Annotated in this window: 27 protein-coding genes and 1 pseudogene; 22 read left to right on the top strand and 6 right to left on the bottom strand. The window is 73.6% G+C overall.

Annotation, left to right across the window (positions count from 1 at the left end; translation table 11 throughout):
* The first annotated feature begins 54 nt into the window (after positions 1-54).
* The 3 genes from HF519_RS04940 to HF519_RS04930 all read left to right on the top strand — a co-directional run bounded on the left by HF519_RS04940 (position 55) and on the right by HF519_RS04930 (position 3,253).
* Positions 55-843, top strand: a complete 789-nt coding sequence (locus HF519_RS04940) for a hypothetical protein (RefSeq protein ID WP_169410500.1) — start codon at positions 55-57, stop codon at positions 841-843.
* Between the two features lie 183 nt (positions 844-1,026).
* The gene (locus tag HF519_RS04935) at positions 1,027-1,470 is read left to right on the top strand and encodes a DUF6918 family protein (protein WP_312859904.1); all 444 of its coding nucleotides are present in this window, start codon (positions 1,027-1,029) and stop codon (positions 1,468-1,470) included.
* 367 nt (positions 1,471-1,837) lie between these two features.
* A complete protein-coding gene (locus HF519_RS04930) occupies positions 1,838-3,253 on the top strand; it encodes a replication-associated recombination protein A (protein WP_169410499.1) in 1,416 nt (471 codons plus the stop codon).
* Positions 3,254-3,272: 19 nt separating this feature from the next.
* On the opposite strand, the gene HF519_RS04925 is transcribed toward HF519_RS04930, so the two are convergent.
* A complete protein-coding gene (locus HF519_RS04925) occupies positions 3,273-4,499 on the bottom strand; it encodes an arginine deiminase (protein ID WP_169410497.1) in 1,227 nt (408 codons plus the stop codon).
* A 58-nt stretch (positions 4,500-4,557) separates the two neighbouring features.
* Between HF519_RS04925 and HF519_RS04920 the strand changes: the two genes are divergently transcribed.
* The 3 genes from HF519_RS04920 to rocD all read left to right on the top strand — a co-directional run bounded on the left by HF519_RS04920 (position 4,558) and on the right by rocD (position 6,967).
* Positions 4,558-5,013 (top strand): Lrp/AsnC family transcriptional regulator, encoded by a 456-nt coding sequence (locus tag HF519_RS04920; RefSeq protein ID WP_169410496.1) that lies wholly within the window; start codon positions 4,558-4,560, stop codon positions 5,011-5,013.
* Positions 5,014-5,216: 203 nt separating this feature from the next.
* Positions 5,217-5,696, top strand: coding sequence for a hypothetical protein (locus HF519_RS04915; RefSeq protein ID WP_438826380.1), 480 nt, complete (start codon positions 5,217-5,219; stop codon positions 5,694-5,696).
* Positions 5,693-6,967: an ornithine--oxo-acid transaminase gene (gene rocD / locus HF519_RS04910; RefSeq protein WP_169410494.1), complete on the top strand. Its 1,275-nt coding sequence runs from the start codon at positions 5,693-5,695 to the stop codon at positions 6,965-6,967. Before HF519_RS04915 ends, rocD begins: the two co-directional genes overlap by 4 nt.
* Here the strand turns inward: rocD and HF519_RS04905 are convergent.
* Together HF519_RS04905 and HF519_RS04900 are read right to left on the bottom strand one after the other, a co-directional pair.
* Positions 6,954-8,087, bottom strand: coding sequence for a DNRLRE domain-containing protein (locus tag HF519_RS04905; RefSeq protein ID WP_169410492.1), 1,134 nt, complete (start codon positions 8,085-8,087; stop codon positions 6,954-6,956). The genes rocD and HF519_RS04905 overlap by 14 nt on opposite strands.
* 132 nt (positions 8,088-8,219) lie before the next feature.
* Positions 8,220-8,912, bottom strand: coding sequence for a TetR/AcrR family transcriptional regulator (locus HF519_RS04900; RefSeq protein WP_169410490.1), 693 nt, complete (start codon positions 8,910-8,912; stop codon positions 8,220-8,222).
* Positions 8,913-9,319: 407 nt separating this feature from the next.
* Here HF519_RS04900 and shbA point away from each other — a divergent pair.
* The 11 genes and pseudogenes from shbA to aroB all read left to right on the top strand — a co-directional run.
* A pseudogene (gene shbA, locus HF519_RS04895) lies at positions 9,320-9,940 on the top strand (RNA polymerase sigma factor ShbA); the annotation flags it as partial.
* 151 nt (positions 9,941-10,091) lie between these two features.
* Entirely contained in the window at positions 10,092-10,502 is a 411-nt protein-coding gene (locus HF519_RS04890) for a DUF948 domain-containing protein (protein WP_169410488.1), read from the top strand.
* Entirely contained in the window at positions 10,499-10,807 is a 309-nt protein-coding gene (locus HF519_RS04885; protein WP_169410486.1) for a hypothetical protein, read from the top strand. The genes HF519_RS04890 and HF519_RS04885 overlap by 4 nt, the downstream gene beginning before the upstream one ends.
* Positions 10,808-10,877: 70 nt before the next feature.
* Positions 10,878-13,559 carry an alanine--tRNA ligase gene (alaS, locus tag HF519_RS04880; RefSeq protein WP_169410484.1) on the top strand — a complete coding sequence of 894 codons (2,682 nt, stop codon included), beginning with the start codon at positions 10,878-10,880 and terminating at the stop codon, positions 13,557-13,559.
* Positions 13,556-14,017 carry a Holliday junction resolvase RuvX gene (gene ruvX / locus HF519_RS04875; RefSeq protein ID WP_169410482.1) on the top strand — a complete coding sequence of 154 codons (462 nt, stop codon included), beginning with the start codon at positions 13,556-13,558 and terminating at the stop codon, positions 14,015-14,017. The genes alaS and ruvX overlap by 4 nt, the downstream gene beginning before the upstream one ends.
* 171 nt (positions 14,018-14,188) lie before the next feature.
* Complete coding sequence (locus HF519_RS04870) at positions 14,189-15,388, top strand: endolytic transglycosylase MltG (RefSeq protein WP_312859903.1); 1,200 nt, start codon at positions 14,189-14,191, stop codon at positions 15,386-15,388.
* Positions 15,389-15,405: 17 nt separating this feature from the next.
* Positions 15,406-16,284, top strand: coding sequence for a spermidine synthase (locus HF519_RS04865; RefSeq protein WP_169410480.1), 879 nt, complete (start codon positions 15,406-15,408; stop codon positions 16,282-16,284).
* 194 nt (positions 16,285-16,478) lie between these two features.
* Positions 16,479-17,219, top strand: a complete 741-nt coding sequence (locus HF519_RS04860; RefSeq protein WP_169410478.1) for a prepilin peptidase — start codon at positions 16,479-16,481, stop codon at positions 17,217-17,219.
* A gap of 13 nt (positions 17,220-17,232) precedes the next feature.
* Positions 17,233-18,414, top strand: coding sequence for a chorismate synthase (gene aroC / locus HF519_RS04855; protein ID WP_169410476.1), 1,182 nt, complete (start codon positions 17,233-17,235; stop codon positions 18,412-18,414).
* Positions 18,415-18,421: 7 nt separating this feature from the next.
* A complete protein-coding gene (locus tag HF519_RS04850; protein WP_169410474.1) occupies positions 18,422-19,036 on the top strand; it encodes a shikimate kinase in 615 nt (204 codons plus the stop codon).
* An 11-nt stretch (positions 19,037-19,047) separates the two neighbouring features.
* Positions 19,048-20,142 carry a 3-dehydroquinate synthase gene (gene aroB, locus HF519_RS04845; protein ID WP_169410472.1) on the top strand — a complete coding sequence of 365 codons (1,095 nt, stop codon included), beginning with the start codon at positions 19,048-19,050 and terminating at the stop codon, positions 20,140-20,142.
* A gap of 188 nt (positions 20,143-20,330) precedes the next feature.
* Here aroB and HF519_RS04840 read toward each other — a convergent pair whose 3' ends face one another.
* A complete protein-coding gene (locus HF519_RS04840) occupies positions 20,331-21,038 on the bottom strand; it encodes an MBL fold metallo-hydrolase (RefSeq protein ID WP_169410470.1) in 708 nt (235 codons plus the stop codon).
* A gap of 23 nt (positions 21,039-21,061) precedes the next feature.
* Here HF519_RS04840 and HF519_RS04835 point away from each other — a divergent pair, with 23 nt between their 5' ends.
* The 5 genes from HF519_RS04835 (at position 21,062) to HF519_RS04815 (ending at position 24,353) form a co-directional block, all read left to right on the top strand.
* On the top strand, positions 21,062-22,156 hold the full coding sequence (locus HF519_RS04835) for a M24 family metallopeptidase (protein ID WP_169410468.1): 1,095 nt from the start codon (positions 21,062-21,064) through the stop codon (positions 22,154-22,156).
* Positions 22,157-22,352: 196 nt separating this feature from the next.
* Entirely contained in the window at positions 22,353-22,916 is a 564-nt protein-coding gene (gene efp / locus HF519_RS04830) for an elongation factor P (protein WP_169410466.1), read from the top strand.
* 1 nt (position 22,917) lies between these two features.
* Positions 22,918-23,337, top strand: a complete 420-nt coding sequence (nusB, locus tag HF519_RS04825; RefSeq protein WP_169410465.1) for a transcription antitermination factor NusB — start codon at positions 22,918-22,920, stop codon at positions 23,335-23,337.
* 82 nt (positions 23,338-23,419) lie between these two features.
* Positions 23,420-23,755, top strand: a complete 336-nt coding sequence (locus HF519_RS04820; RefSeq protein WP_169410463.1) for a DUF6092 family protein — start codon at positions 23,420-23,422, stop codon at positions 23,753-23,755.
* A 7-nt stretch (positions 23,756-23,762) separates the two neighbouring features.
* A complete protein-coding gene (locus HF519_RS04815; RefSeq protein ID WP_169410461.1) occupies positions 23,763-24,353 on the top strand; it encodes a nitroreductase family protein in 591 nt (196 codons plus the stop codon).
* On the opposite strand, the gene HF519_RS04810 is transcribed toward HF519_RS04815, so the two are convergent.
* Both HF519_RS04810 and HF519_RS04805 read right to left on the bottom strand, forming a co-directional pair.
* Positions 24,335-24,913 (bottom strand): class I SAM-dependent methyltransferase, encoded by a 579-nt coding sequence (locus tag HF519_RS04810; RefSeq protein WP_169410459.1) that lies wholly within the window; start codon positions 24,911-24,913, stop codon positions 24,335-24,337. The genes HF519_RS04815 and HF519_RS04810 overlap by 19 nt on opposite strands.
* 6 nt (positions 24,914-24,919) lie before the next feature.
* The gene (locus HF519_RS04805; RefSeq protein WP_169410457.1) at positions 24,920-25,948 is read right to left on the bottom strand and encodes a prenyltransferase; all 1,029 of its coding nucleotides are present in this window, start codon (positions 25,946-25,948) and stop codon (positions 24,920-24,922) included.
* Positions 25,949-25,953 lie beyond the last annotated feature (5 nt).

The raw sequence follows: 25,953 nt of genomic DNA, 5'->3' as shown, positions 1-25,953 counted from the left end.
CGGGGCAGCACACGCAGCCGCGCCGGGGCTCGGCACGCTCTAAGGTGCCGGGCCATGTCCATGTACCCCCCGCCCGGCGGCTACGAGCGCCCGGCGTCGACCGACCCGCTGGTGCCGCTGAACCTCGACCAGTGGTTCGGCAAGGTGTTCGGCGTCGTGCGCCGGAGCTGGCCATCGCTGTCGGTGATCCAGCTCGCGGCCGCCCTGCCGGGGATGCTGCTCGGGGGGCTCGCCCAGTGGATCGTGCTCGGCGGGGCGGCGCCCACCCCGGAGACGGCGGTCACCGCCGGGGCGGCCGGCGGGGTTGTCGCGATCGTGTTCTCCCTCTTCGCCCAGGGGGCGTCGGTCTTCGTCGCGATCCGGGAAGCGGTCGGCCGTCCCGTGCAGGCCGGGGCCGCGCTGCACTTCGCGGCGGGGCGGGCGTTGCCGCTGCTCGGCTGGGGCCTGGTCGGCGGGGTGCTGATCTTCCTCGGACTCCTGCTGCTCGTCGTCCCCGGCATCTACGTCACGACCGTGGTCGTCGCCGCGCTGGTCGGGGTCGTCGTCGTCGAGCGCGGGGGCATCGACCGGGCGTTCACCCTGGTCAACCGCCGGTTCCTGCCCACGTTCGGGCGCATGGTGATCTTCTTCGTGGTCGGGTTCGGGTACTCCTCGATGGTCGGTGCGGTCGTCGCGCTGGTCAGCGAGCCGGGCTCGCTCAACGAACTCCTGCTGAGCGGGGTGCTGGCGTTGCCGCTGTCGCTGGCCTCGGTCGGGGTGGCCGTCGTGACCTACGCGGAGCTGCGGTTCCACGAGGATCCCGCGGTCAGCAGCGGCCGGCTCGCCGTCGAACTGGAGCGCTGACCCCGGCGCGCCCCTACCGAATGACAGCGGTGTCATTCACCGCGGCCCTCCCGGCAGCCCGCCACCGATCTTGTACTAACGTCCGCCCCGCTCGTGCTGCGCGAGGCCTCGCACCGGCCCCGCGTTCGTGGGGGGCGGACACGAGGACACGTGCACCAGGATCTGAGGAAGGACGATCACTCCGTGACGTTGAAGGCAAGCCTGCTCGACTCCGACCGTCGGGACGGGGTCGTGGACGACCTGGTCGAGCTGGTCGACCAGGAGGTCGCCGACAAGAGCGGCGTCTCCGGCGCCGTCATCAAGACCGGCTACGCAGCCGTGAAGAAGATCAAGCCGGGGATCATCCGGTCCGCGATCGACTCGATGCTCGACGAGTTCGTCGACGCCCTCGAGCCCTTCTGGGCCGAGTTCCAGGCCCAGCCGGCCGGGGACTTCGGCGCGTTCCTGGCGGCCCGGCCGGAGCAGGCCTCCGAGGCCCTGCTCGCCGTGACCGACCGGCGCGCCGAGCGCACCAGCCGTGAGGCCGTGAAGTCGGTGTACTCGAAGCTGCGCGCCAACGCACAGCAGAACGTCATCGAGGCCCTGCCGCGCCTGGGCCGCGTGATCGAGGCCCGCGCCGCGGCCTGATCCGTCGTCGCCGAGGGCCGGGACGGCCGGGGTAGCCCGCCGTCCCGGCCCTTTCGCGTTCCCGTGGCCGGCGTCGCGCCCCGGCCGCGGGCCCGTTCCGGGTACGCGGTGACCGAGCCCGCTCCGGCCACTTTCGCGCGGTCGCCCGCGAGCCATGATCTTCGGTGTCGGGACAGGGCCTGCACGGGTGCAACTCCTGCCCCGTTTCCGGTGATCATGGTGCCGGCTCGGGCCGGCCCGACACCGGGCGCACGCAGAACGCCCTACCCGTGAACCGCGCCCGGCCGGCCGCGGCAGCCACCCCGGCGGATCCGTCGCTCCACGTCGATGCGGGTCCTGTCGGCCCTCGATGGCAGGCTGGGCACCGATGAGCACCGACGGCCTGTTCGAACTCGACGACACGCCGGTGGCCGGGGACGGCGTCGCGGGGAGCACCCCGGAGCGCCCCTCGGCCACGGCACCGCTGGCGGTGCGGATGCGGCCACGATCGCTGGACGAGGTCGTCGGCCAGCGACACCTGTTGCGCCCCGGCGCCCCGCTGCGCCGGCTCGTCGAGGGCGGCGCGCCGGCCTCGGTGCTGCTCTACGGCCCGCCCGGGACGGGCAAGACCACGCTCGCCCGGCTGATGGCCGGCGCCGACGGGGGCGCCCGCCACTTCGTCGCGCTCTCGGCGCTGTCGGCCGGGGTGAAGGAGCTGCGCGCGGTGATCGAGGACGCGCGCCGCCGCCTCGACCGGCACGGCCGGCCGACGGTGCTGTTCATCGACGAGGTGCACCGGTTCTCCAGGACCCAGCAGGACGCGTTGCTGGGCGCGGTCGAGGACCGGCTCGTGCTGCTGGTCGCCGCGACCACGGAGAACCCGTCGTTCTCCGTCGTGTCTCCGCTGCTGTCGCGTTCGCTGGTCCTGCAACTGCAGTCGCTCGACGAGGGCGAGCTGCGCGAGTTGCTGCGCCGCGCCGTCGCCGACCAGCGCGGTCTCGACGGTGCGGTGACGCTGACCCCGGACGGGGAGGACACGCTCGTGCGGCTGGCGGCCGGGGACGCCCGGCGTGCGCTCACCGCGCTCGAGGCGGCGGCCGACGGTGCGCTGTCCGATCAGCGGTCGGATCGGCGCGCCGATCAGGACCCGGGCGACGGCGGTCCCGCGGTCATCGACGTGGCCGCCGTGGAACGCGCGGTCACCGAGGTCGCGGTGCGTTACGACCGCGCCGGTGACCAGCACTACGACGTGATCAGCGCGTTCATCAAGTCCATCCGCGGCTCCGATCCCGACGCCGCGTTGCACTACCTGGCCCGCATGATCGTCGCGGGCGAGGACCCGCGTTTCATCGCCCGCCGGCTGATGGTGCACGCCAGCGAGGACATCGGGCTGGCCGACCCGACCGCCCTGCAGGCCGCGACGGCCGCCGCGCAGGTCGTCCAGCTCGTCGGGATGCCGGAGGCCCGGCTCGCGCTGGCCCAGGCCACCGTGCACCTGGCCACCGCACCGAAGTCCAACGCGGTGATCGTCGGGATCGACGAGGCGATGGCCGATGTGCGGGCCGGGGCCGTCGGTGCCGTGCCGCCGCACCTGCGCGACGGGCACTACGCCGGCGCGCAGAAGCTCGGCAACGCGGTCGGTTACCGCTACCCGCACGACGCGGCGGACGGCGTGCTCGCCCAGCAGTACCCACCCGACGCGCTCGTCGGCCGCGACTACTACCGGCCGACCACGCACGGGGCCGAACGGGTGCTGGCCGAGCGGCTGCCCAAGCTGCGCCGCGCGGTGCGGGGGGAGCGGTAGACCGCGGCCCTCACCGGTGTCAGGCGGGGTCGCGCTGCACCGGGCAGCTCATGCAGCGCGGGCCGCCGCGGCCGCGGCCGAGCTCGCCGCCCGGGATCTCCAGCACCTCGATCCCGTTGTGGCGCAGGTAGGTGTTCGTGGTGACGTTGCGCTCGTAGGTCACGACCACACCCGGTTCGACGGCGAGCACGTTGCACCCGTCGTCCCACTGCTCGCGCTCGGCGGCGTGCACGTCCTGCTCGGCGGTGAGCACCCGGATCTCCGGCAGCCGCAGCGCGGCCGCGATCGCGGTGTGCATGTCCTCGGGCGGATGATCGGTCATCCGCATCTCCTTGTCGGTGTCACCGGGCCGCACCGTGTAGGACGGCAGCATCCCGAGGCCCGCGTACTTCGTGAACGTCTCCGGATCGACCATGGTCATCACCGTGTCGAGGTGCATCAGCGCGCGCGTCTCGGGCATCCGCAACGCGACGATCCGGTCGACCTCACCGCCGGCGAACAGCCGCCGGGCGAGGCGCTCGACACCCTGCGGGGTCGTGCGCTCACTCATCCCGATCAGCACCGCACCGCCGCCGAGCACGAGCATGTCGCCGCCCTCGGTGGTCGCCGGCCCGTTGACCGAGCCCTCGGACCAGACCTCGAACGGGGCGTCGGCGAACAGCGGGTGCCACTTGTAGACGGCCTCGTAGTGGACCGTCTCCCGCATGCGCGCCTTCTTCTTCATGCTGTTGATCGCGACGCCGCCGTGGATCCACGCCGAGGTGTCGCGGGTGTAGAGGTGGTTGGGCAGCGGCTCCAGGACGAAGTCGTCGGGGTCGAGCACGTGGAAGGCGATCGAGCGCGGCTCCGGGATGCGGTCGAGCACCTCGCGCTTGGTGATGCCGCCGATCAGGTGCTCGGTCAGGGTGTCGCCGTGCATGGCGTCGAAGGCGTTGCGCAACGCGTCGATGGCCAGCGGGCCGTACACCCGGTCGTCGAAGATCCGGTCCAGGATGTACTTCCTCGCCTCCGGGATCTCGACGGTGCGCCGCAGCAGGTCGCCGAACTGGTGCACGGTCACGCCGCGCTCACGCAGCACCGCGGCGAACCGGTCGTGCTCCTCCTGGGCCCGGTGCACCCACAGCACGTCGTCGAACAGCAGCCGGTCCTTGTTGCCGGGGGTCAGCCGTTTCAGCTCGAGACCGGGCCGGTGCAGGATGACCTGGCGGAGCCTGCCGACCTCGGAGTCCACGCGGTACGGGCTCATCGGCTCATCCTCCGCCTGGAAACATCACCTGTCTGTCGGTTGGTGGTGTGATGGGCGGGTGCGACTGGACCGGGTGGACGAGCAGATCATCGCGTTGCTGGTGGACGACGCCCGGCGCAGCTACGCCGTGCTGGGCGCGAAGGTCGGCCTGACGGCGTCGGCGGTGAAGCGGCGGGTCGACCGGCTGCGTGCGGGCGGTGCGATCACCGGGTTCACGGTCCGGCTCGATCCGGGCGCGCTGGGCTGGACCGTCGAGGGGTACGTCGAGCTGTACTGCCGCTCGAGCACGCCCCCGGAGGTGATCCGGGCGGCGGTGGGCCGCTTCGCCGAGGTGGTCGACGCCAGCACGATCTCCGGCGAGGCGGACGCGATGCTGCGGATCCTGGCCACGGACATGCGCCACTTCGAGCAGGTGCTCGAGCAGATCGGGGCCGAACCGTTCGTGGCCCGGACGAAATCGGTTCTGGTGCTGTCGCCCCTGCTGCGCCGTACCGCGGGCCTGCTCCCCGCCTGATCCCCGCGAGTCGCCGCATTCCCGCGGGCGAGTCGCGGCATGTCCGCGTTCGCAACGAATCGTCGCGGGGGCCACCCGACGCGCAACGAATCGTCGTCGACGCGCAATGGATCGCGATTGTCGCTGCGTCAGGGTGTTCCTACCGTGGAAGGTGACCGGGCCGCGACGTCGCGCCCCTGCACCCCCCACCCCGGAGCGAGCCCGTGACGGCCGTCCTGCCGAGATCCTTCGCCACCGCGGCGCCTGCGGAGCGCACCGCCACCCGCCGGCACCACCTGATGTGCCCGCCGACGTGCTTCGCGGTCGAGTACGCCATCAACCCGTGGAGGGCGCCCGCCGGGTTCCCCCGCGTCACCGAGCCCGTGTTCGTCGACGAGGGCGAGGGCGAACGGCGGGCGCACGTCGAGGCCGCCCGGGTGCTCGGCAGGCCGGTGGTCACCCTCGAACTCGTCGACCCGCGCTACCACCACCTCGACACGGTGATCGCCGTCCTCGACAGCACGACGATCGCCTACCTCCCCGAGGCGTTCACAGCCGCATCCCGCGCCGTGCTCCCCGCCCAGGCCCCCCGGTTGGCCGCGGCCCTCGCCGGCCGTGGCGTCGTCCCCGTTCCCGTCGACGTGTCCGAGCTGCTCAAAGGCGGCGGCGGACCCGAGTGCTGCACGCTGGAGGTGCGCGCATGACCCTCATCGCCGACAGCCCGACCACTTGCCACGAGCGGCTGATGGCCGAGCACTCCGCGCACAACTACCACCCGCTTCCGGTCGTCATCGCCGAGGGCGCCGGGGCGTGGGTGACCGACGTCGAGGGGCGCCGCTACCTCGACTGCCTCGCCGGGTACTCGGCGCTGAACTTCGGCCACGGCCACCCGGCGCTGCTCGCCGCCGCGCACCGGCAGCTCGACCGGGTCACGCTGACCAGCCGGGCGTTCGGCAACGACCAGCTCGGGCCGTTCTGCGCCGAGGTCGCCGAGCTCGTCGGCAAGGACATGGTGCTGCCGATGAACACCGGCGCCGAGGCCGTGGAGACCGGGCTCAAGGTCGCCCGGAAGTGGGGCTACGAGGTCAAGGGCGTGCCGGAGAACCGGGCGCACGTCATCGTCGCGGCGCGGGCGTTCCACGGCCGCACGATCAGCATCGTCAGCTTCTCCACCGACCCCGAGGCACGCGGCGGCTTCGGCCCGTTCACGCCCGGGTTCACGGCGGTCCCGTACGGCGACCCCGACGCGCTGCGGGCCGCGATCACGCCCGAGACCGTCGCGGTGCTCATCGAGCCGATCCAGGGCGAGGCGGGCGTCGTCGTCCCGCCGGCGGGCTACCTGCCCGCGGTGCGGGAGATCTGCTCCACGGCGAACGTGCTGTTCGTCGCCGACGAGGTGCAGTCCGGGCTCGGCCGGACCGGACACGTGCTGGCCACCCGCGCGGCGGGTACGGACGCCGACGTCTACCTGCTGGGCAAGGCGCTCGGCGGCGGGATCACGCCGTTGTCCGCGGTCGTCGCCGACGCCGACGTGCTCGGCGTGCTGCGGCCCGGCCAGCACGGCAGCACGTTCGGGGGCAACCCGCTGGCCTGTGCGGTCGGCCGGGCCGTGATCGAACTGCTCGAAGACGACGGACCCGGCGGGCTGCTCGCCCGGGCCCGAACCCTGGGTGCGGTCCTGCACGCCCGGTTGGCCCGCACGCTCGGCCGCGGGGTGCTGGCGGTGCGCGGGACCGGGCTGTGGGCCGGGATCGACATCGACCCGCGGCTCGCGAGCGGCCGGGAGGTGTGCGAGCGGCTGGCCCGGGCCGGCGTGCTGGTCAAGGACACGCACGGGTCCACGATCCGGCTTTCGCCGCCGCTGGTCGTCACGGCCGAGGAGATCGGCGTCGCGGTGGACGCCCTGGAGGCGGTGCTCGCCGACCTCCGCCGGCCGCGCGGCGCGGGCCTGCGGCGCCGGGTCAGCCGAGCGTGACCTGCAACTGCGGCACGTTCGGACCCTCGGCCGATCCGAACCGCTTCCAGCCGAGCGGGTCGGTCTCGTCGGCGGCCCGCAACTGCATCGTCCCGTTCGCGGCCTTCGCCGCAGCCCAGGACCGGACGAGCTCGGTGACGTCGACCTCGGTCCACCCGGCTGCGCAGGACGCGTTGTTGCCGCGGGTCTCGGTGCTCGTGGCCCACGCGCGATCGGCGGCGGGCTGGTTGGCCCACCGGGTCGCCGGGCCGACGACGGGGGAGGACCACACCTCCCAGGCCGCCGGGCGGCACGACGAGGACCAGTCCTGGTGCAGTCGCAGGACGGCCCCGGTGATCGGCCGGCCGGTCACCGGGGCGAGGTCCCAGGTCAGGTAGCTGCGCGCGACCGCGGTCCCGTCGTAGCTGCCCAGCCGCAGGTCGGGGTCGCCGGAGGTGTCGGTGTTGAGCACGTTCGTCTGCACGGTGGTGTCGAACGGCGCCGGGGTCGCTCCGGCCGGGGGTGCGGCGGCGACCACCCGCTCGGCCGCCGTCTCCCGCTCGGCCAGCGAGCCGGACAGCGGGGTACCGGACGCCGGGCCGGCGCCGGGGACGGCCTCGGCGCGGCCGCGCAGGGCGAGCGCCGGCGCCGGGGCCGTGGTGGGCCCGGACCGGTGCACCGACGCGACGAAGCCGGCCCGGGTCGCCTCGACAACCAGGTCGTAGCCCGGTCGGACCTGTGTGTACACGGCCCGGTTGCCCTCGAGCTCCGGGGCCGGCAGCGGGGTGGGCCAGTCGAGCGCCGCGGAGCCGCCGCCGGCGAAGCGCACGGAGGGCCCGGTCGGCCCGAGTACCAGGTCGTGGATGCCGGCGGCCGGGCGGACGAGGCCGTCCGGGTCGGTGCGCAGGGTGAGGTCGACCGGCACCCACTCGGCGCCGCGCTGCACCTGGACCGGCCCGGAGTACAGGGTGACGCGGCGGACGCCGTCGGGTCCCGTCACGGTGTCACTGGTCTCCGTGCGGTTCGCCACCAGCGGCCCGGGCCCGGCGGCGCCGACCGGTTCCGCCGCCGCGGCGGCCCCCTGGGCCGCCGTCACCATCAGCACCGCGCCGAGCGCGGCGGCCACGATTCCTCGCCTCATGATCGTCAGAGATAGGCGCGCGCCACGGTGCTGACAAGATCCGGTGGTCCGAACCGCACCTCGGTGCAGCACGCCCACCCGTTCGGAGTCACCACATGGTGGGCGAGTGCTGACGCTCGGTGTGAACGGCGCTCAGTTGCCGTCGCGGAACGGTCGCCCTTCGAGGCCGCTCGCCGCCAGGATCTCCGGCCGGAGCGAGCCGAACAACACGGTGAGTAGCAGCTCCGCGGTGTGCTCGTGGGGCTCGTGCGGACGGTTGATCGCCCGCAGCAGCAGCAGGTTCACGACGGCCCCGCTGATCTCCAGGGCCGGCGGATACGGGTGCAGCTGACCGGTGCTCTGGCCGTCCTCGATGAGCCCGAGGATGGTCGCGGGCACGGGCGCGACGTTGCGGGGGTCCATGTCGTCGGCCGGGTCGGGCGGACCCTCGACGCGGATCGTGTAGTCCTGCACGGCCGAGCAGAACGCCGCAGTGAGCCCATGGTGGCGCCAGCTGGTCCGCGCAAGGGCTCTGACCTGGTCCGCCAGCGCCGCGACGACGGGACGGTCCGCCGCTCGGTCCCGTTCGGCCTGCACGACGAGTGGGCTGATCAGCGGTGCATAGACGTGCCCTATGAGGACATGCTTCGACGGGAAGTGGTTGTACGCCGTGGCGGCGCTGACTCCGGCCGCGGTGGCGATGTCCTCGACCCGGGTTCGCAGCCAACCCCGTGACGCGAAGGCCGCGTCGGCCGCGTCGAGGAGAGCCCGCCGTGTCCGGTCGCGTTTGGTCTGCGCGGCGCGGGCTCGGGGATCGTCCGAACGGATCTCGGGGGTCGGGGTCATCGAGCGCAGAGTAGCTGGGAAAAGGCCAAGTTGCCCTTGACTCCAACTTGGATGTCACCCAAAATGCTTACTTGAAATATGAACGGTCCGCTCGGCGCCGGGCACAGCGCAGAACGGACCGCAACGGGGGATGTCACGCGCGCGGATCGTCGGGGTCAGCGTGTATCGCGCGGCCGGTCCGGCGTCTCCTGCGCACGACCGCACGACAACCGCGAGTCGTCTCGAGACCAGGGGCGATGAGCGGTCTGCGTCCGCGCATGACACCGGCGCGCACCGGCCGGTGATGGGGAGGGGAACCCGACGATGCACGCCACCGCTGATCACGGCCTCGCGGCCGAGAGCCGATGACCGCCGCTGCCGGCGAACCCGGCAACATCATGTCCGACGGCGCCGCCGCCACCACGCCGATCACGATAGTCACCTCCCCCGCAAGCGCGACCGGAGGAGCCGCGGAGGCGGCCGCCGGGCCCGCGACCGGGGCGGAGAAGGTCTCCGTGCTCGAGGAGCTCATCGGCGATGCCGTGAAGGGCCGGCCGGGGGCCCGGGACCGGCTGCTGGGCGAGATCCATCCGCTCGTGCTCCGCTACTGCCGTGCCCGGCTGGGCCGCCAGGAGACGGCGGTGGGTTCCGCCGACGACATCGCACAGGACATCTGCCTGGCCGTGGTCAGCGCGCTGCCCACCTACACGGTCAAGGGTCTGTCGTTCCGCGCCTTCGTCTACGGCATCGCCGCGCACAAGGTGACCGACGCGTTCCGGGCGATCGGCCGCAACCGTGCCGAACCGGTGGCCGACGTGCCCGATGCCGCGCTGAACGACGACAGCCCGGAGCACCGGATCCTCGCGGTGGAGCTCAGCGAGCGGCTCGGCGACCTGCTGCACCGGCTCACCCCGCGCCAGCGCGAGGTGCTGGTGCTGCGGCTGGCCGTCGGGCTCAGCGCCGAGGAGACCGCCCAGGCCGTGCGCTCGACGCCCGGCGCGGTGCGGGTGACCCAGCACCGTGCGCTCGGCCGGCTACGTCAGATCCTCGTCGAGGGCGGCGCGTCCACCGGCCCCGACCCGGCGAACCCGGAGGGGGACGAGATCGCTGACTCCCGGGTCGGCTGACCGGCGCGGAAGTCGGGGAGTAGCCTGACCGACGATCACTTTCACCAGTGTCGGTCGGGCGCAAGGAGGGCACGTGTCGGCTGGTCAGATCGCTGCACTGATCGCCGCGGGAGCCTTCGTGGTCCTAGTGGTCCTGCTCGCGGTGCCGTTGTTCAAACTCGGCCGCACGCTGGACGAGGCGACCATCGCGATCCGCAAGGCCCACGAGGGCAGTGCACCGTTGCTGAGCGACGCGCAGACCACGCTGCACCAGGTGAACACCCAGCTCGAGCGGGTCGACGGCATCACCTCCAGCGCGCGCACGGTCACCAGCAACGTGTCGGTGCTGACCTCGCTGTTCACGGCGACGCTCGGGGGGCCGCTGGTGCGGGCCGCCGCGTTCTCCTACGGGCTGAACAAGGCCATCAAGGCGCGCAAGGCCGGCAAGGACGCCGGGGCGCACTCGCTGCGCCAGCGCCGGAGCAAGCGCCGGGGGGCGAAGTGAAGCGGCTGTTCTGGCTGGGCGTGGGGGTCGCCGCCGGGGCGTACGCCAGCCGGCGGGCGACCCAGGCCGCCCAGAACCTCACCCCCGCCGGGATGGCCGCCAACCTCGCCGACGGGCTGCGCGAGCTCGGCGCCGGGCTGGGCGCGTTCGGAGCCGAGGTGCGTGCGGGCATGGTCGCCCGCGAGCAGGAGCTGAGCGAGTTGGTGGAGCGGCGCACGGGTACCCAGGTCCCTACCGTCGCCGACGCGCTGGTCGAGGAGCCCGCGCCGCGCCACGGAGCGCGAGCGCGCCGGGCAGGGCACTAGACCACCGCCGATCCGCTGCCCTGCCGTCGCAGCATCCCAGATCGCACAACTCGAAAGAGCCGTTCCGACCGTGCAGACCCATGAGATCGCCCGCCGCTTCACCGACTACTTCGTCAACGCCGGACACACCCGTGTGCCCAGCGCCTCGCTGATCCTCGACGACCCGAACCTCCTGTTCGTCAACGCGGGCATGGTGCAGTTCAAGCCGTACTTCCTCGGGGAGGCGCCGCCGCCGTACCCGCGGGCCACCTCGATCCAGAAGTGCGTGCGCACCGGCGACATCGACGAGGTCGGCCGGACCACCCGGCACAACACCTTCTTCCAGATGGCCGGGAACTTCTCCTTCGGCGACTACTTCAAGGCGGGCGCGATCGAGCACGCCTGGAACCTGGTCACCGGCAGCCAGGACGCCGGGGGGTACGGCTTCGACCCGGACCGTATCTGGGTCACCGTGTATCAGGACGACGACGAGGCCGCCGATCTGTGGCGCCGGATCGCCGGCATCCCGGCCGAGCGCATCCAGCGCCGCGGGATGGCCGACAACTTCTGGTCGATGGGCATCCCCGGGCCGTGCGGGCCGTGTTCGGAGATCTACTACGACCGGGGGCCGGAGTACGGCCGGGAGGGCGGCCCGGTCGTCGACGAGGACCGGTACCTGGAGATCTGGAACCTCGTCTTCATGCAGAACGTCCGCGGCGAGGGCGGCGGCAAGGACAACTTCCCGATCGTCGGCGAGCTGCCGGCGAAGAACATCGACACCGGCATGGGCGTCGAGCGGGTGGCGTACCTGCTGCAGGGCGTCCAGAACGTCTACGAGACCGACCTGGTTCGCCCCGTGATCGCCCGTGCCGAGGAGCTGTCCGGTCGCCGGTACGGGATCTCGCCGGAGGACGACGTCCGGTTCCGCGTGATCGCCGATCACGCCCGTTCCGGCGTGATGATCATCGGCGACGGCGTGACGCCGTCGAACGACGGTCGCGGCTACGTCCTGCGCCGGCTGCTGCGCCGGATCGTGCGGTCCTCCCGGCTGCTCGGGGTGCACGAGCCGGTGCTGCCCGCGTACGCCGAGGTGGTTCGCGACGTGATGGCCCCGGCCTACCCGGAGATCGTCACCGACTTCGACCGGATCGCCGCCGTGGTGCGCAACGAGGAGGAGGCCTTCCTCGTCACGCTCACCGCGGGCTCGAAGATCTTCGACGTCGCCGCCACGGCCACCAAGCAGGCCGGCAGCACGGTGCTGGCGGGGGACAAGGCGTTCCAGCTCCACGACACCTACGGCTTCCCGATCGATCTGACGCTCGAGATGGCCGCCGAGGCCGGGCTCACGGTCGACGAGCAGGGCTTCCGCCGCCTGATGGACGAGCAGCGGGCCCGGGCCAAGGCCGACGCGGCCGCGCGCAAGACCGGCCACGGCGACGGCAGCGCCTACCGAGCGGTGCTCGACACCGCGGGCAGCAGCGAGTTCCTCGGGTACTCCGAGCTGATCGCCGAGTCGGTGATCGTCGGGCTGATCGTCGACGGTACCGGCGTGCCGGCCGCGGGTGAGGGCACCGCCGTCGAGGTCGTGCTCGACCGCACCCCGTTCTACGCCGAGGGCGGCGGCCAGCAGGCCGACACCGGGGTCATCGTCGGCCCCGACTTCACGATCACCGTGTCCGACGTGCAGTCGCCGGTCACCGGCCTGATCGTGCACCGCGGCACCGTCACCACCGGCGAGGCCCGCATCGACACGCTGGTGCACGCCGAGGTGGACACCGACCGGCGGGTGGCGGTCTCGCGCTCGCACTCCGCCACCCACCTCGTGCACGCGGGCATGCGCCGCGCACTGGGCGACTCCGCCGCCCAGGCCGGCTCGATGAACGCGCCGGGCCGGCTGCGGTTCGACTTCACCTCGCCCGGCGGGGCGGTGCCGGCCTCGGTGCTGGCCGACGTCGAGGACGAGGTCAACGCGGTGCTGATCGCCGACCACGACGTGCGCTCGTTCATCACGACGCCCGACGAGGCGCGCAAGATCGGGGCGCTGGCCCTGTTCGGGGAGAAGTACGGCGACTCCGTGCGCGTCGTCGAGATCGGTGAGTACTCCCGCGAGCTGTGCGGCGGTACGCACGTGCACCGCTCGGGCCAGCTCGGGCTGGTCAAGTTGCTCTCCGAGGCCTCCATCGGCTCCGGCGTGCGTCGCGTCGAGGGCCTGGTCGGGCTCGACGCCTTCCGCTTCCTGGCCAGGGAGCACGTGCTCGTCTCGCAGCTGGCCGACCAGTTCAAGGCCCGCCCGGAGGAGCTGCCCGAGCGCATCGGCGGCGTCGTCGAACGGCTGCGGGCGGCCGAGCGTGAGCTGGAGAAGGTGCGCGCCGACGCGGTGCTCGCCTCCGCGGGCTCACTGGCCGACGGCGCCGAGGACGTCAACGGGATCGCGCTCGTCGCGGTCTCCGCGCCCGAGGGCGTCAGCGGCAACGACCTGCGGGCGCTGGCCTCCGACGTGCGGGGCCGGCTCGGGTCGCGCCCCGGTGTGGTCGCGCTGTTCTCCACCGACGGTGGTGATTCGGGCAAGGTGTCGTTCGTCGTCGCGACGACGTCCGCCGCCCGGGACCGCGGGCTGGCCGCCGGGAAGCTCGTCCCGGCGTTCGCCAAGGCGGTCGGTGGCCGTGGTGGCGGCAAGCCCGACCTCGCGCAGGGTGGCGGCACCGACCCGAGCGGTGTACCGGCCGCGGTGGAGGCGCTGCGCCGCGAGCTGGCCGGGGCGGCCCGCGGGTGACCCCGGAAGCGGCGACCCGGGGACGCCGGCTCGGTATCGACGTCGGTGCCGTCCGGGTCGGCGTCGCGCTGAGCGATCCCGACGGGATCCTGGCGACCCCGCTGGTCACGGTGCCGCGGGACGTCGAGGGTGGGTCGGACCTGCGGGCGCTCGCGGATCTGGTCGCCGAGCACGACATCGTGCAGATCGTGGTCGGGCTGCCCCGCACCCTGGCCGGCCGGGAGGGCCCGGCCGCCGAGGCCGCGCAGGCCTTCGCGGCGGCGCTGGCCGAGGTGGTCGACGTGCCCGTCGCGCTGACCGACGAACGGCTGACCACGGTGGTGGCCGCCCGGCAGCTGTCCGCGCGCGGGGTCAAGGGCCGCAAACAGCGGGCCGTGGTCGACCAGGCCGCCGCCGTGGGGATCCTTCAGGGCTGGCTGGATGCGGCACGGTCCGGGCGACGGGGCACGGACACCTGACGTGGCCACTGCGTCCGGTCACCGGTCCCGTCTGTCCCGTGTGGGGGAGGCCTGGTTACCCTCCGAGGTTGTGGAACGGGCGACGGGGTACCGGACAGAACCGACATTCTTCCCCTTGGGTGCGGGTGTTCGTCCCGATGAGGCCCGCACGCGCCGGCCCGGTCTGGTCGCGTGAACCGCGGCGTGGACACCTTCTCGAGCCGACGTGAGGAGCTGGCTGCCCGGCGCGCGAAACAGCGTGACCAGGCCCGGCGCCGGCGCCGGCGGACGATCGTGGTGCTGCTGTCGATCGTGCTGCTGCTCGGCGTCGTCCTCGGCGGTGGTGCCTATCTGCTGGACTCGGTCTTCGGCACCGACGACTTCGACGGGCCCGGCGAGGGCGACGTCGTCGTCCGGGTGCTCGACGGCGACTCGACCACGCAGATCGGCGGCATGCTGGTCCGGCGCGGTGTGGTGGCCAGCGTCGAGGCGTTCACCGAGGCCGCCGCGGGCAACGACCGCATCCGCTCGATCCAGCCCGGTTACTACCAGGTGCGCTCCCGGATGTCCGGGGAAGCCGCCGTCGAGCGGATGCTCGATCCGGCGGCCCGCGTCGGCCAGCTCGAGATCCGCGGCGGGGTGCAGCTCGACGACACCCGGGCGCCTGACGGCACGGTCACCCCCGGTGTGCTCAGCCTGATCTCGCAGGCCAGCTGCGCGACCCTCGACGGGGAGCGGCGCTGCGTGAGCGTGGACGACCTGCGCACCACGATGGCCACGACCGATCCCGCCGAGCTGGGTGTGCCCGCATGGGCGGTCGAGGACATCAACGGGGCCGACCCGGTGCGCCGCCTGGAGGGGCTGTTCGTCCCGGGCGTCTACGACGTCGCCCCCGGAACGCCGGCGGCCGACGTGCTGCGCGGGCTGCTCGCGGTGTCCGTGGCCAGGCTCGAGGCGACCGGGATCGTCGACGGGGCCGATGCGGTGGGGCTGGCGCCGTACCAGGTGCTCGTCCTCGCCTCGCTGGTCGAGAAGGAGGGGATCACCGCGGACATGCCCAAGGTGGCCCGCGTGATCTACAACCGGCTCGACATCGACCAGCGGCTCGAGCTCGACTCGACGGTCAACTATCCGCTCGACGTGCAGGCCCTGCGCACGACGGCGGAGGCCCGCGCCCAGGTGGGGCCGTACAACAGCTACGCGGTCTCCGGGCTGCCGCCGACCCCGATCGCGGCGGCCGGCCGGTCCGCGATCGCTGCGGCGCTGGGGCCCGAGGCCGGGCCGTGGTTCTTCTTCGTCCGGTGCCGGACCGACGGCACGTCGTGCTTCGGGACGACCCTCGCCGAGCACCAGGAGAACGTTCGCCAGGCCGTCGCCAACGGCGCCTTCTGATCACGGATCGACGGGACATGGCCGCGCAGGACGAACCCCCGCCGCGGCGGCTCTCACCCGCGATCATCCGGGCCGAGGTCGACCACGGGACGGCGGAACTGATCGCCGACCCCGACCGGCCGCTGGCCTGGACGCTGCTGGTCAACGACACCGCCCAGTCCCACGTCGACCTGTCCGACCCGACGCACCTGGAGTTCGAGTACGTGCGGCGGCTCGGGCACGTGCTGGACGCCGCTGCACCGCCGACGCGGCCGCTGCGCGTACTGCACCTCGGCGGTGGGGCCTGGACCCTGCCGCGCTACGTCGCGGCGACCAGGCCGGGATCGTGGCAGCGGGTCGTCGAACTCGACGGGGCGCTCGTCGACCTCGTCGCCGCCCGGCTCCCGGCCGACGGGCTCGACCTCGACGTGCGCGTGGGGGACGCGCGCTACGAGCTGGAGCAGGTGCCGGACGGCAGCGTCGACGTGGTGGTGGTCGACGTGTTCGCCGGGGCCCGGATCCCCTCCCACCTCACCTCGGTGGAGTTCGTGCGCGGGGTCGCCCGGGTGCTGGACGTGGACGGGATCCACGCCGCGAACCTCGCCGACGGCCCCCCGCTGCACTTCGCCCGTGCCCAGGTGGCCACGGCGGCCGCGGTGTTCCCCGAGCTGGCGCTGCTGGCCTCGCCGGAGGTGCTGCGGGGCCGCCGGTTCGGCAACCTCGTGCTGGCCGCCGGGCGCCGCCCGCTGCCGGTACGCGAACTGACCCGCGCCGCGGCCGCGGACCCGTTCCGGGCGCGGGTGGAGTCGGGCCGCGAGCTGTGCCGGTTCGCCGCCGGGGCGCAGGTCGTCACCGACCGGACGGCCGGGCCCTCGCCGGTGCCGCCGCCGGGGTTCTTCGGACGGCCCGCGGAGTGACGGTGAGACAGCGGGCCGCCGCCGGGACGCGGCGGGCTCCCGCTCGCCGGCGCGGGTTCCACGTAGCGGTCCGTCCCGACGTTCTTCGTTCAAGACCGGCCTCGGGGCGGCGGGTTGTGCACATGCCGGTGCGCTGATCCACAGCCGCGGGGCCTGATCTGGTGCAGCCGGGGCCGCGGGAACAGCATCGAAGCATGTTCGCCACCCCAGCCGGGGCCGCCTCCACCGCCGCCGTCTCGGTCGCCGCCTCCACCACCGCGACTGCCGGTGCCGTCGCCGCTGCCTCCACCGCCGCTGCCAGCGCCGTAGCTGTCGCCGCGTTCGCCGTCGCCGGCCTGCCCGCCGGAGCCACGGCCAGGCTGCTGCTCGCCCGCCTTCGCCGGGGCGCACGGGTCCCGCCCGGCTGGTGCGAGGCGGCGGTGGCGGCGCTGTGGGCCCTCTCCGGTGCGGCGTGGAGAGCGGGTGCGCTGCCCTTCGGCTGGCTGCCCGTGCTGCTCGGGCTCGGCTGGCTGGCGGTCGCGGCGGCGGCCGTCGACGTGCTGCACCACCGGTTGCCGGATGCCTTGACGCTCCCGGCGCTGCCCGGCGTGCTGCTGTTGCTGCTGCCGCTCGGGCCCGCAACGGTGCTGCGGGCCGCAGCCGGTGCCGCCGTCCTGTCGGCCGCCCACGCCCTGGTGCACCTGGTGGTGCCGCGCGCGCTGGGGGCGGGCGACGTGAAGCTCGCCGCGCCGCTCGGTGCGGTGCTGGCCGCGGTGTCCTGGGCGTCCGTGCCGCTCGGGGCGCTGCTCGCGGCGGTCATCACCGGGTCGGTGGCCGTGGTGGGCCTCGCCCGCGGCGTGCTGGCCCGGGACGCCGAGTTGCCGCACGGCCCTTCGATGCTTGCCGCCGGGTGGCTGGTGGTGGCGGGTACGGGCGCCACCGCCGGGACGGGGTGAGAGGATTGCCTTCGTGTTGCGTTGGATCACCGCCGGGGAGTCCCACGGTCCCGCGCTGGTTGCCGTCCTCGAGGGCATGGTCGCCGGCGTCGAGATCACCACCAAGGAGCTGGCCGCCGAGCTGGCCCGCCGCCGCCTGGGCTACGGCCGGGGTGCGCGGATGAAGTTCGAGGCCGACGAGCTCGAGGTGATCGGCGGGGTTCGGCACGGGGTGACCCAGGGCGGGCCGGTCGCGGTCCGGATCGGCAACACCGAGTGGCCCAAGTGGGAGACCGTGATGGCGGCCGACCCGGTGGACCCCGAGCTGATCGCCAACCGGGCCCGCAACGCCCCGCTCACCCGGCCTCGGCCGGGACACGCCGACCTGGCCGGCATGACGAAGTTCGGCTTCGACGACGCGCGCCCGGTGCTCGAGCGGGCCAGCGCGCGGGAGACCGCGTCCCGGGTCGTGCTGGGCACCGTCGCCAAGGCGTTCCTCAAGCAGGCCCTCGGCGTCGACATCGTGTCCCACGTCATCGCGCTCGGTGAGGCCGAGGCGCCCGATGGCGAGCTGCCCGGCCCCGGTGACCTGGAGCGGGTGGACGCCAGCCCGGTCCGGGCGTTCTCCGAGGCCGCCACCGAGGCGATGGTGGCCGAGGTCGACGCCGCGCAACGCGACGGCGACACCCTCGGCGGGGTCGTCGAGGTGATCGCCTACGGGATGCCCGTCGGTGTCGGTTCCTACGTGCACTCCGACCGGCGTCTCGACGCCCGGCTGGCCGCGGCGCTGATGGGCATCCAGGCCATGAAGGGCGTGGAGATCGGCGACGGCTTCCGCACGGCCCGCCGGCGCGGTAGCGCGGCGCACGACGAGATGGTGCCCGGCGACCCCGTCCAGCGGCTGTCCAACCGCGCCGGTGGCATCGAGGGCGGCATGACCAACGGCGAGCCGGTGCGGGTCCGGGTGGCGATGAAGCCCATCTCCACGGTGCCCCGTGCGCTGCAGACCGTCGACGTGGCGACCGGTGAGCCTGCACAGGCCATCCACCAGCGCTCCGACGTGTGCGCGGTCCCCGCCGCGGGAGTGGTGGCCGAAGCGATGGTCGCGCTGGTCCTGGCCGACGCGGTGCTGGAGAAGTTCGGTGGGGACTCGCTGCCGGAGACGGCCCGCAACGTGCGGGCCTACCGGGAGGCCGGCGGGAGCATGGCGCGATGAGCGGCCGATGAGCGGCCCCGTCCGCCCCACGCTGGTCCTGGTCGGACCACCGGGATCCGGCAAGAGCACGGTCGGGAGGGTACTGGCCCGCCGGCTCGGCGTGAGCTTCACCGACATCGACGTGCTGATCGAGGAGCGGATCGGCAAGACCATCGCCGACATGTTCACCCAGGACGGCGAGGACGCGTTCCGGGCGCTGGAGCGCGAGGTCGTCGCCCGTGCCCTGGTGGAGACCGACGGTGTGCTCGCGCTGGGCGGCGGCTCGGTCCTGGCGGCGGCCACCCGCGAGGCGCTGCGCGGGCACCGGGTGGTGTCGCTGAAGGTCGGGCTGGCCGACGGCCTGCGCCGCACCGGCATGTCCACCGCACGGCCGCTGCTGGCCGGGGTCAACCCACGCGCCACGTTCAAGGCGTTGCTCGACGCCCGCGCCCCGCTGTACCGCGAGGTCGCCACGGTCGAGGTCGACACCGTCCGGCGCAGCGCGAACCAGGTCGCCACCGCTGTTCTCGCCGCGCTGGGGGAGGCCGCCGAACCGGTCGAGCCGACCGAGGACGACCCGCTGGACAGGCCCACACCGCATGACGCGGTGCCACTGCCGGATCCGCTGACCCGCCCCCGTTAGGGTCTGTCGGCATGGACGAACCGGTGCGGATCGAGGTCGCCGCGGAGCGGCCCTACCAGGTGCTCATCGGCCGTGATGCGCGCGCCGAGCTGACCGGGGTGATCACCGGGCTGGGCGCCGCCGCGGCCGTGCTGGTGCACCAGCCGGCGCTGGCCGACGTCGCGGAGCGGGTGCGGGCCGAGTTGGAGGCTGCGGGCGTCGACGCGCACCGCGTCGAGGTGCCCGACGCGGAGGAGGGCAAGTCGCTGGCCGTCGCCGGGTTCTGCTGGGAGGTCTGCGGCCAGGTCGGACTGACCCGCGGTGACGTGGTGATCGCGCTGGGTGGGGGAGCCGTCACCGATCTCGCCGGATTCGTCGCCGCCACCTGGATGCGCGGGGTCAGGGTCGTGCACGTGCCGACCACGCTGCTGGCCATGGTCGACGCCGCGGTGGGCGGCAAGACCGGCATCAACACCGCGGCGGGCAAGAACCTGGTCGGTGCCTTCCACGAGCCGTCGGCCGTGCTGGTCGACCTGGCCACCCTGGAGACGCTGCCGCCGGTCGAGCTGGCGGCGGGGATGGCCGAGATCGTCAAGGCCGGGTTCATCGCCGACCCGATGATCCTCGACCTCATCGAGCGCGACCCGGCCGTCGCGCTGGACCCGACCGGAGACGTGCTCCCCGAGTTGGTCCGGCGCTCGATCCAGGTCAAGGCCGACGTGGTGTCGGCGGATCTGCGCGAGTCGCACCTGCGGGAGATCCTCAACTACGGCCACACCCTCGGGCACGCCATCGAGCGCCGCGAGGACTACACCTGGCGCCACGGCGCCGCGGTGAGCGTCGGCCTCGTCTTCGCCGCCGAGCTGGCGCGCGCCGCCGGCCGGCTCGACGACGCGACCGCCGACCGGCACCGCGCGGTGCTCACCGCGCTCGGGCTGCCGGTCTCCTACGTCCCCGGAGTGCTGCCGGAGCTGGTGGAGACCATGCGCGGAGACAAGAAGGCCCGGGCCGGGATGCTGCGGTTCGTGGTGCTCGACGGGCTGGCGAAGCCCGCCCGGCTCGAGGGCCCCGAGCCCGAGCTGCTGGAGCAGGCCTACGCGGCCGTCAGCGGGAACGCCGCGGGCTGAGCCGGCCCCCCGCCCGGCGCGCCTTGCGGGTGATGGCGCTCCACGCGCGTTACCGATGCCATGCGCGCGCCCGGACGCGCGCGTGGCGGGCAGAACCCGCGCGTGGCGACGGAACGCGCGGGGTGGCCCGCTGTTCGACGGGCGGCGCGGCGAACCCGTGTGGTGCCGCTCGGCGATGCCCGTACGGCTCAGCCGAACGCCGTCCGGAACTCCTCCAGCGACCCCGGCCGGAACACCATGTTGCTGCGCCGCACCTCCGACAGGGCGGCCGACGCCTCCGGCGAGTACCGGTGACCGGGATGCACGACCGGGTCGCCGGTGAGCGCCGCCAGCCGCTGGAGGCTGTCGTACATGGCGTCGGGGTCGCCGCCGGGGAAGTCGGTGCGACCGCAGCCCTGCAGGAACAGGGTATCGCCCGCGACCAGCCTCCCGTCGACGAGGAAGCACTGGCTCCCCGGCGTGTGGCCGGGAGTGTGCAGCAGCCGGATCGGCACCGCCCCCACCTCGACGACGTCGTCGTGGTCGTGCGGGGTGAGATCGGTGGCCGAGATCCCGGTGGAGCGACGCACCCACTCGGCCTCGTGCCGGTTGACGTGCACCGGCACCGGCGCCGCACCCAGCAGCTCGGCGAGCCCCGCCAGCGGGTGCCCCATGAGCGAGCCGCCCACGTGGTCGGGGTGGTGGTGGGTGACGAGCACACCGGCCAGCCGCATGTCGTCCGCGGCCAGCACGTCGAGGAGGTCGCCCGGGGCGTAGGCCGGATCGACCACCACGGCCTCCCGCGACGCCGGATCGCCGATCAGGTAGGAGAAGTTGACCATCTGGGTGGCGATCGGATCGCCCACCGCGAAGTCCTGGCCGGAGAGCAGCTGACGGAAGTACACGCCGTCGTCCATGGGCGCCAGCCTAGGCTGACCGGGTGCCGCCCTCCCCGTTCTCGTCCCGCCGCCAGGCGCTGCGCGAGTTGCTGCGCACGGCCGACCTGGATGCGCTGCTGGTGACCGACCTGGTCAACGTCCGCTATCTGACGGGCTTCACCGGTTCGAACGCGGCGCTGCTGGTGCACTCCCGCGACGAGGAGGGCACCCGGTTCTGCACCGACGGGCGCTACGTGGCGCAGAGTGCGACCGAGGTCCCGGACCTGCAGCGGGTGATCGAACGGTCGAGCGCGCTCGCGCTCGCGGAGGCGGCCGCCGGCCTCGGGGTCCGCCGGCTCGGGTTCGAGTCCGACGCGGTGACCGTGGAGGCGCACCTGGCGCTGACCGACGCGGCCGGGGCGGTGGCGCTCCAGCGCGCCCCGGGCCTCGTCCAGCAGCTCCGGCTGGTCAAGGACGAGACCGAGATCGCCGCGTTGCGGACGGCCTGCGCGGCCGCCGACAGCGCGTTCGCCGACCTGATCGCGGCGGGCGGGTTGCGCCCGGGCCGGACGGAGCGCGCGGTCGCCCTCGACCTGGAGAACCGGATGCGCGGGCACGGCGCCACCGGGCCGGCGTTCGAGACGATCCTCGCGTCGGGGGCGAACTCGGCGATCCCGCACCACCGCCCGACCGACACCGAGCTGCGCCGCGGTGACCTGGTCAAGCTGGACTTCGGCGCGCTGGTCGACGGCTACCACTCCGACATGACCCGCACCGTCGTCCTCGGCCCGCCCGCCGACTGGCAGCGCGAGCTGTACGCCCTGGTCGCGGCGTCGCAGGCGGCCGGACGGGCGGCGCTGGTGCCCGGCGCCACCGTGAGCGGCGTCGACGCCGCCGCCCGGAACGTGATCGTCGACGCGGGCCGCGGCGCGGAGTTCGTGCACGGGCTCGGCCACGGCGTGGGGCTGCAGATCCACGAGGCGCCCGCGTTGTCCGCGGCCGGCACCGGGACGCTGGCATCCGGGATGACGGTGACCGTCGAACCAGGGGTCTACCTCGCCGGCCGCGGCGGGGTGCGCATCGAGGACACCCTGGTGGTGCGTGAGGGCGTGCCGGAGGTGCTCACCCGCACCGGCCGCGAGCTCGTCGAGCTCTGAGGCCCGGGCGGCGACCGAGGTCCGTCCGGAGGGGAGCGTCCGCCGGTCCGGGAGCAGCGGTATCCTGGCAGACGGCATGGCGGCGCCGCCGGTGGCGGTGTCCGCATCGAAGCACCCCCGGCGCCACGGCGAAGCCGATCACCTCAGGCCCGCTCGCCGCCTCACGCGCCCGCAACGACCCAGGAGAGATCCGCACGTGGCCACCACGAACGACCTGAAGAACGGCCTGGTGCTCAACCTGGACGGCCAGCTCTGGTCCGTCCAGGCGTTCCAGCACGTCAAGCCGGGCAAGGGCGGCGCCTTCGTGCGCACCACGCTGAAGAACGTGCTGACCGGCAAGGTGGTCGACAAGACCTTCAACGCCGGCACCAAGGTCGACACCGCCACTGTCGACCGCCGCGACATGACCTACCTGTACCGCGACGGCGCCGACTTCGTGTTCATGGACGGCGACACCTTCGACCAGATCTCGATCCCCGAGTCGACGGTCGGCAGCGCCGCGAACTACATGCTCGAGAACCAGACCGCGATGGTGGCGCTGCACGACGGCGTGCCGCTGTACATCGAGCTGCCCACCTCCGTCGAGCTGGTCGTGCAGCACACCGACCCGGGCCTGCAGGGCGACCGGTCCACCGGCGGCACCAAGCCGGCGACCCTGGAGACCGGCGCGGAGATCCAGGTCCCGCTGTTCCTCACCACCGGCGAGAAGGTCAAGGTGGACACCCGCGACGGGCGCTACCTCGGCCGAGTAAGCGGCTGACATGCGTGCGCGCACGAAGGCGCGCAAGCGCGCGCTGGACATCCTCTTCGAGTCCGAGGCGCGTGGCGACGCACCCCTGGAGGTGCTGACCCAGCGCCGCGAGACCGCCGACGCACCGCCGGTCTCGGACTACGCCGGAATGCTGGTCGAGGGCGTGGTGGCCCACCGCGACCGTATCGACCAGCTGCTCGCCGAACACGCCGAGGGCTGGACGGTCGCCCGGATGCCCGCCGTCGACCGCACGCTGCTGCGGATCGGGGTCTTCGAGCTGCTGTGGGTCGATGAGATCGACGACCCGGTGGCGATCACCGAGGCCGTCGAGCTGGCCCGCACGCTGTCCACCGACGACTCGCCGCGGTTCATCAACGGGGTGCTCGGCCGGATCGCCGACATCGCCGAGCACCTGCGCGCCACCCGCTGACCCGGCGGCGCCACGCCCGCGCCGGCGGGCGTCACCCGATGAGCCCTCGGCATCAGCCGATGCCGAGGGCCACGATCGCGGTATGGCCCCGCCCCTCGTGCTCGACGAAGACCAGGCGCTGGAACTGCTCGCCTATCTGGTCACGGCCGCCCGGACACAGGTGGACGAGGCCGCCGAGTACGGCCCGATGCGATTGCTCACCGCGGCCGGCCGCCTCGCGGCGATGATCCGGCCGCGGGCGTCCGAAGGCCTGCAGGACGTGCTCGCGGGCCCGCTCGGTTCGGTTCCCCCCACGGCCGTGCCCCGGACCGGCCGGGAGGCCTATGTCGCGCGTCTGGACGGTATCTGCCGCGAGCTCGCCGAGCACCTGAGCATCCGGTTCGCGCCCGGCTGCCGGACGACCGTCACCCCCGGGTGACCGCCCGGTGACCGGAACCGACCGCGTGAACCCGGTGTTGCGGGCCATCCGCACCCGTCGCGTCGTCCGCACCATGAGCGACCAGCCGGTCGCGCGGGAGCAGATCGAGGCCGTCCTCGACGCCGGGCGCTACGCGCCGAGCGCGGGGAACCGGCATCTGCACCGCTTCGTCGCCACCAGCGATCCGGCGATCCTGCGTGTGCTGCGCATGGTCTCCCCGGGGATGATCCAGCGCCCCGCGGCGGCCGTCACGATCTGCATCGATCAGCCGCTCGCCGTGGAGTACGGCTTCGCCCGGACCAGCCCGGGCCTCTACGTCGACGTGGGGACGATCGCGGCCACCATGCTGCTCGCCGCGCACGGCATCGGACTCGGCGCCGGACCCGTGAGCTCGTTCAGCCGCGCCGCCGTCGGCGTCGTGCTGCGCCTGCCGGAGGGCTGGAGTCCGGAACTCGTCGTGTGCCTCGGCCATCCCGCGACCGAGCAGCCGCCCCCGATGGGGCGGCGACCGTCGCTGAGCTGGCGTGATCTCACCCGATGGGTCGTGCGGGGCCCCGCCGACGAGGAGCAGCGGGCCGATCACGACCGCGAGGCCTGATCGACCGGGGCTTCGAGCCGCGTGCCCGCTCTCGCTGTGCCGGCGGCGATGCACACGGCCGGAGCGGGACGGGTGCCGCCGGTCAGGACGTCATGGACGGTGAAGCCGAACCGGTCGAGCCCGGCGCGGGCCTGCTCCACGGCCCGGGCGCAGGTCGAACCGACGGGGGCGTCGAGGAACAACAGCAGCTGTCCGCCGGGCGCGAGCAACCGTCGCGTGACGGGCAGCATCGCCTCGGGCCGCGTCCAGAACGCGGCGACCCGCGCCGCGAACACCGTGTCGAACCCGCCGGTGGGCAGGTCGGTCGCCCGCTGCTCCTCCAGGCTCCCGGTGCGCAGCTCCGCACGCCCTGCGGCGATGTGCTCGGCGTTCGCCCGCATCGCCATCGCGGTCATCGCCGGCGAGCGGTCCAGACCGGTGATCCGCCCGGTCGTGAGCCTCGCCGCGACCAGCGACACCACGACCCCGTGCCCGGAGCCGACCTCGAGCAGCCGCGCGTCCGGGCCCGCGGCGACCGTCTCGGACACCCAGCGCAGTCGCTCCGACACGGTGCGGCGCACGGATGTTCAGCCCGCGACAGCGCGCAGTACGGCACCGAGCGCCAGGCCGAGCACCAGCAGCGCGCCCGCCTGCCGCACGTGCACCCACGCCAGCGCCGCGTACCACAGCGGCCACACCGGGAAGCCCTCCGGCGGCTCGGCCGGTGGTGGCCGGCGGAAGTACGGCCACACCGTCACCAGCCGCGGCACGGCCGCGACGACGAGCAGCGCCGCCCAGGGCATCGCGCCGAACAGCATCGCGAGCCCGACGAGGACGTAGAAACCGGCCATCAGGCCCAGCGTCAGCACGCGGGCGCGGCGTTCGCCGAGGATCACCGGCAGGGTGCGGATCCCGAGCGGCCCGTCGTAGGGGATCTTGTCGATGTGCTTGCCCATCAGCACCGTGGTGCACAGCAGCCCGTAGGGCAGCGAGGCCAGCAGCACCTGCCAGGGCAGCGATCCCACCGCGGCGTAGTACGTACCGCCGACCATCAGCGGCCCCCACACCACGAGCACGTCCGGTTCGCCCAGACCGCGCTTCTTCAGCCGCAGCGGCGGTGCGGTGTAGGCCACGCTGAGCACGAACCCGGCGAGCGCGAACGCGACCACCGGCCAGCCCCGGGCCAGTGCCAGCACGATCAGGATCACCAGGTCGGCGACGTTCACGGCGACGATCGCGAGGACCAGGGCGCGCCGGCTGACCAGACCGGACAGGACCGGGTGCGGCGCGTAGAGCGCTCGTGGATAGGTCGCGCTGTCGCTGCCGGCTCGCGCGTCGTAGAGGTCGTTCATCAGGTTGTTCGCGACGTGCGCCAGCGTGATCCCGACGATCGCGAGCAGCAGCCAGCGCCGGTCCAGGCCGGGTCTGCCCACGGCGAGCAGCGCCGCGACCAACCCGGAGACCAGGGTCATCGGCAGCACCGCGGCCCTGCTGACCACGATCCAGCGGGTGATCACGTCGAGCCGCCCGCTCTCGACGCTGCCGGGGGGCGGGTTCGTCGTGCGTAGCGCGTACGCCCACGAACGCAGGCGGGACCCTGCGGTGGCCTCCGTCACACACC

It is taken from the genome of Pseudonocardia bannensis (assembly GCF_012911875.1).
Lineage (GTDB): Bacteria > Actinomycetota > Actinomycetes > Mycobacteriales > Pseudonocardiaceae > Pseudonocardia > Pseudonocardia bannensis.
The sequence above is the reverse complement of the archived record's forward strand: the minus strand, read 5'-3'. Positions and strand labels throughout refer to the sequence as shown.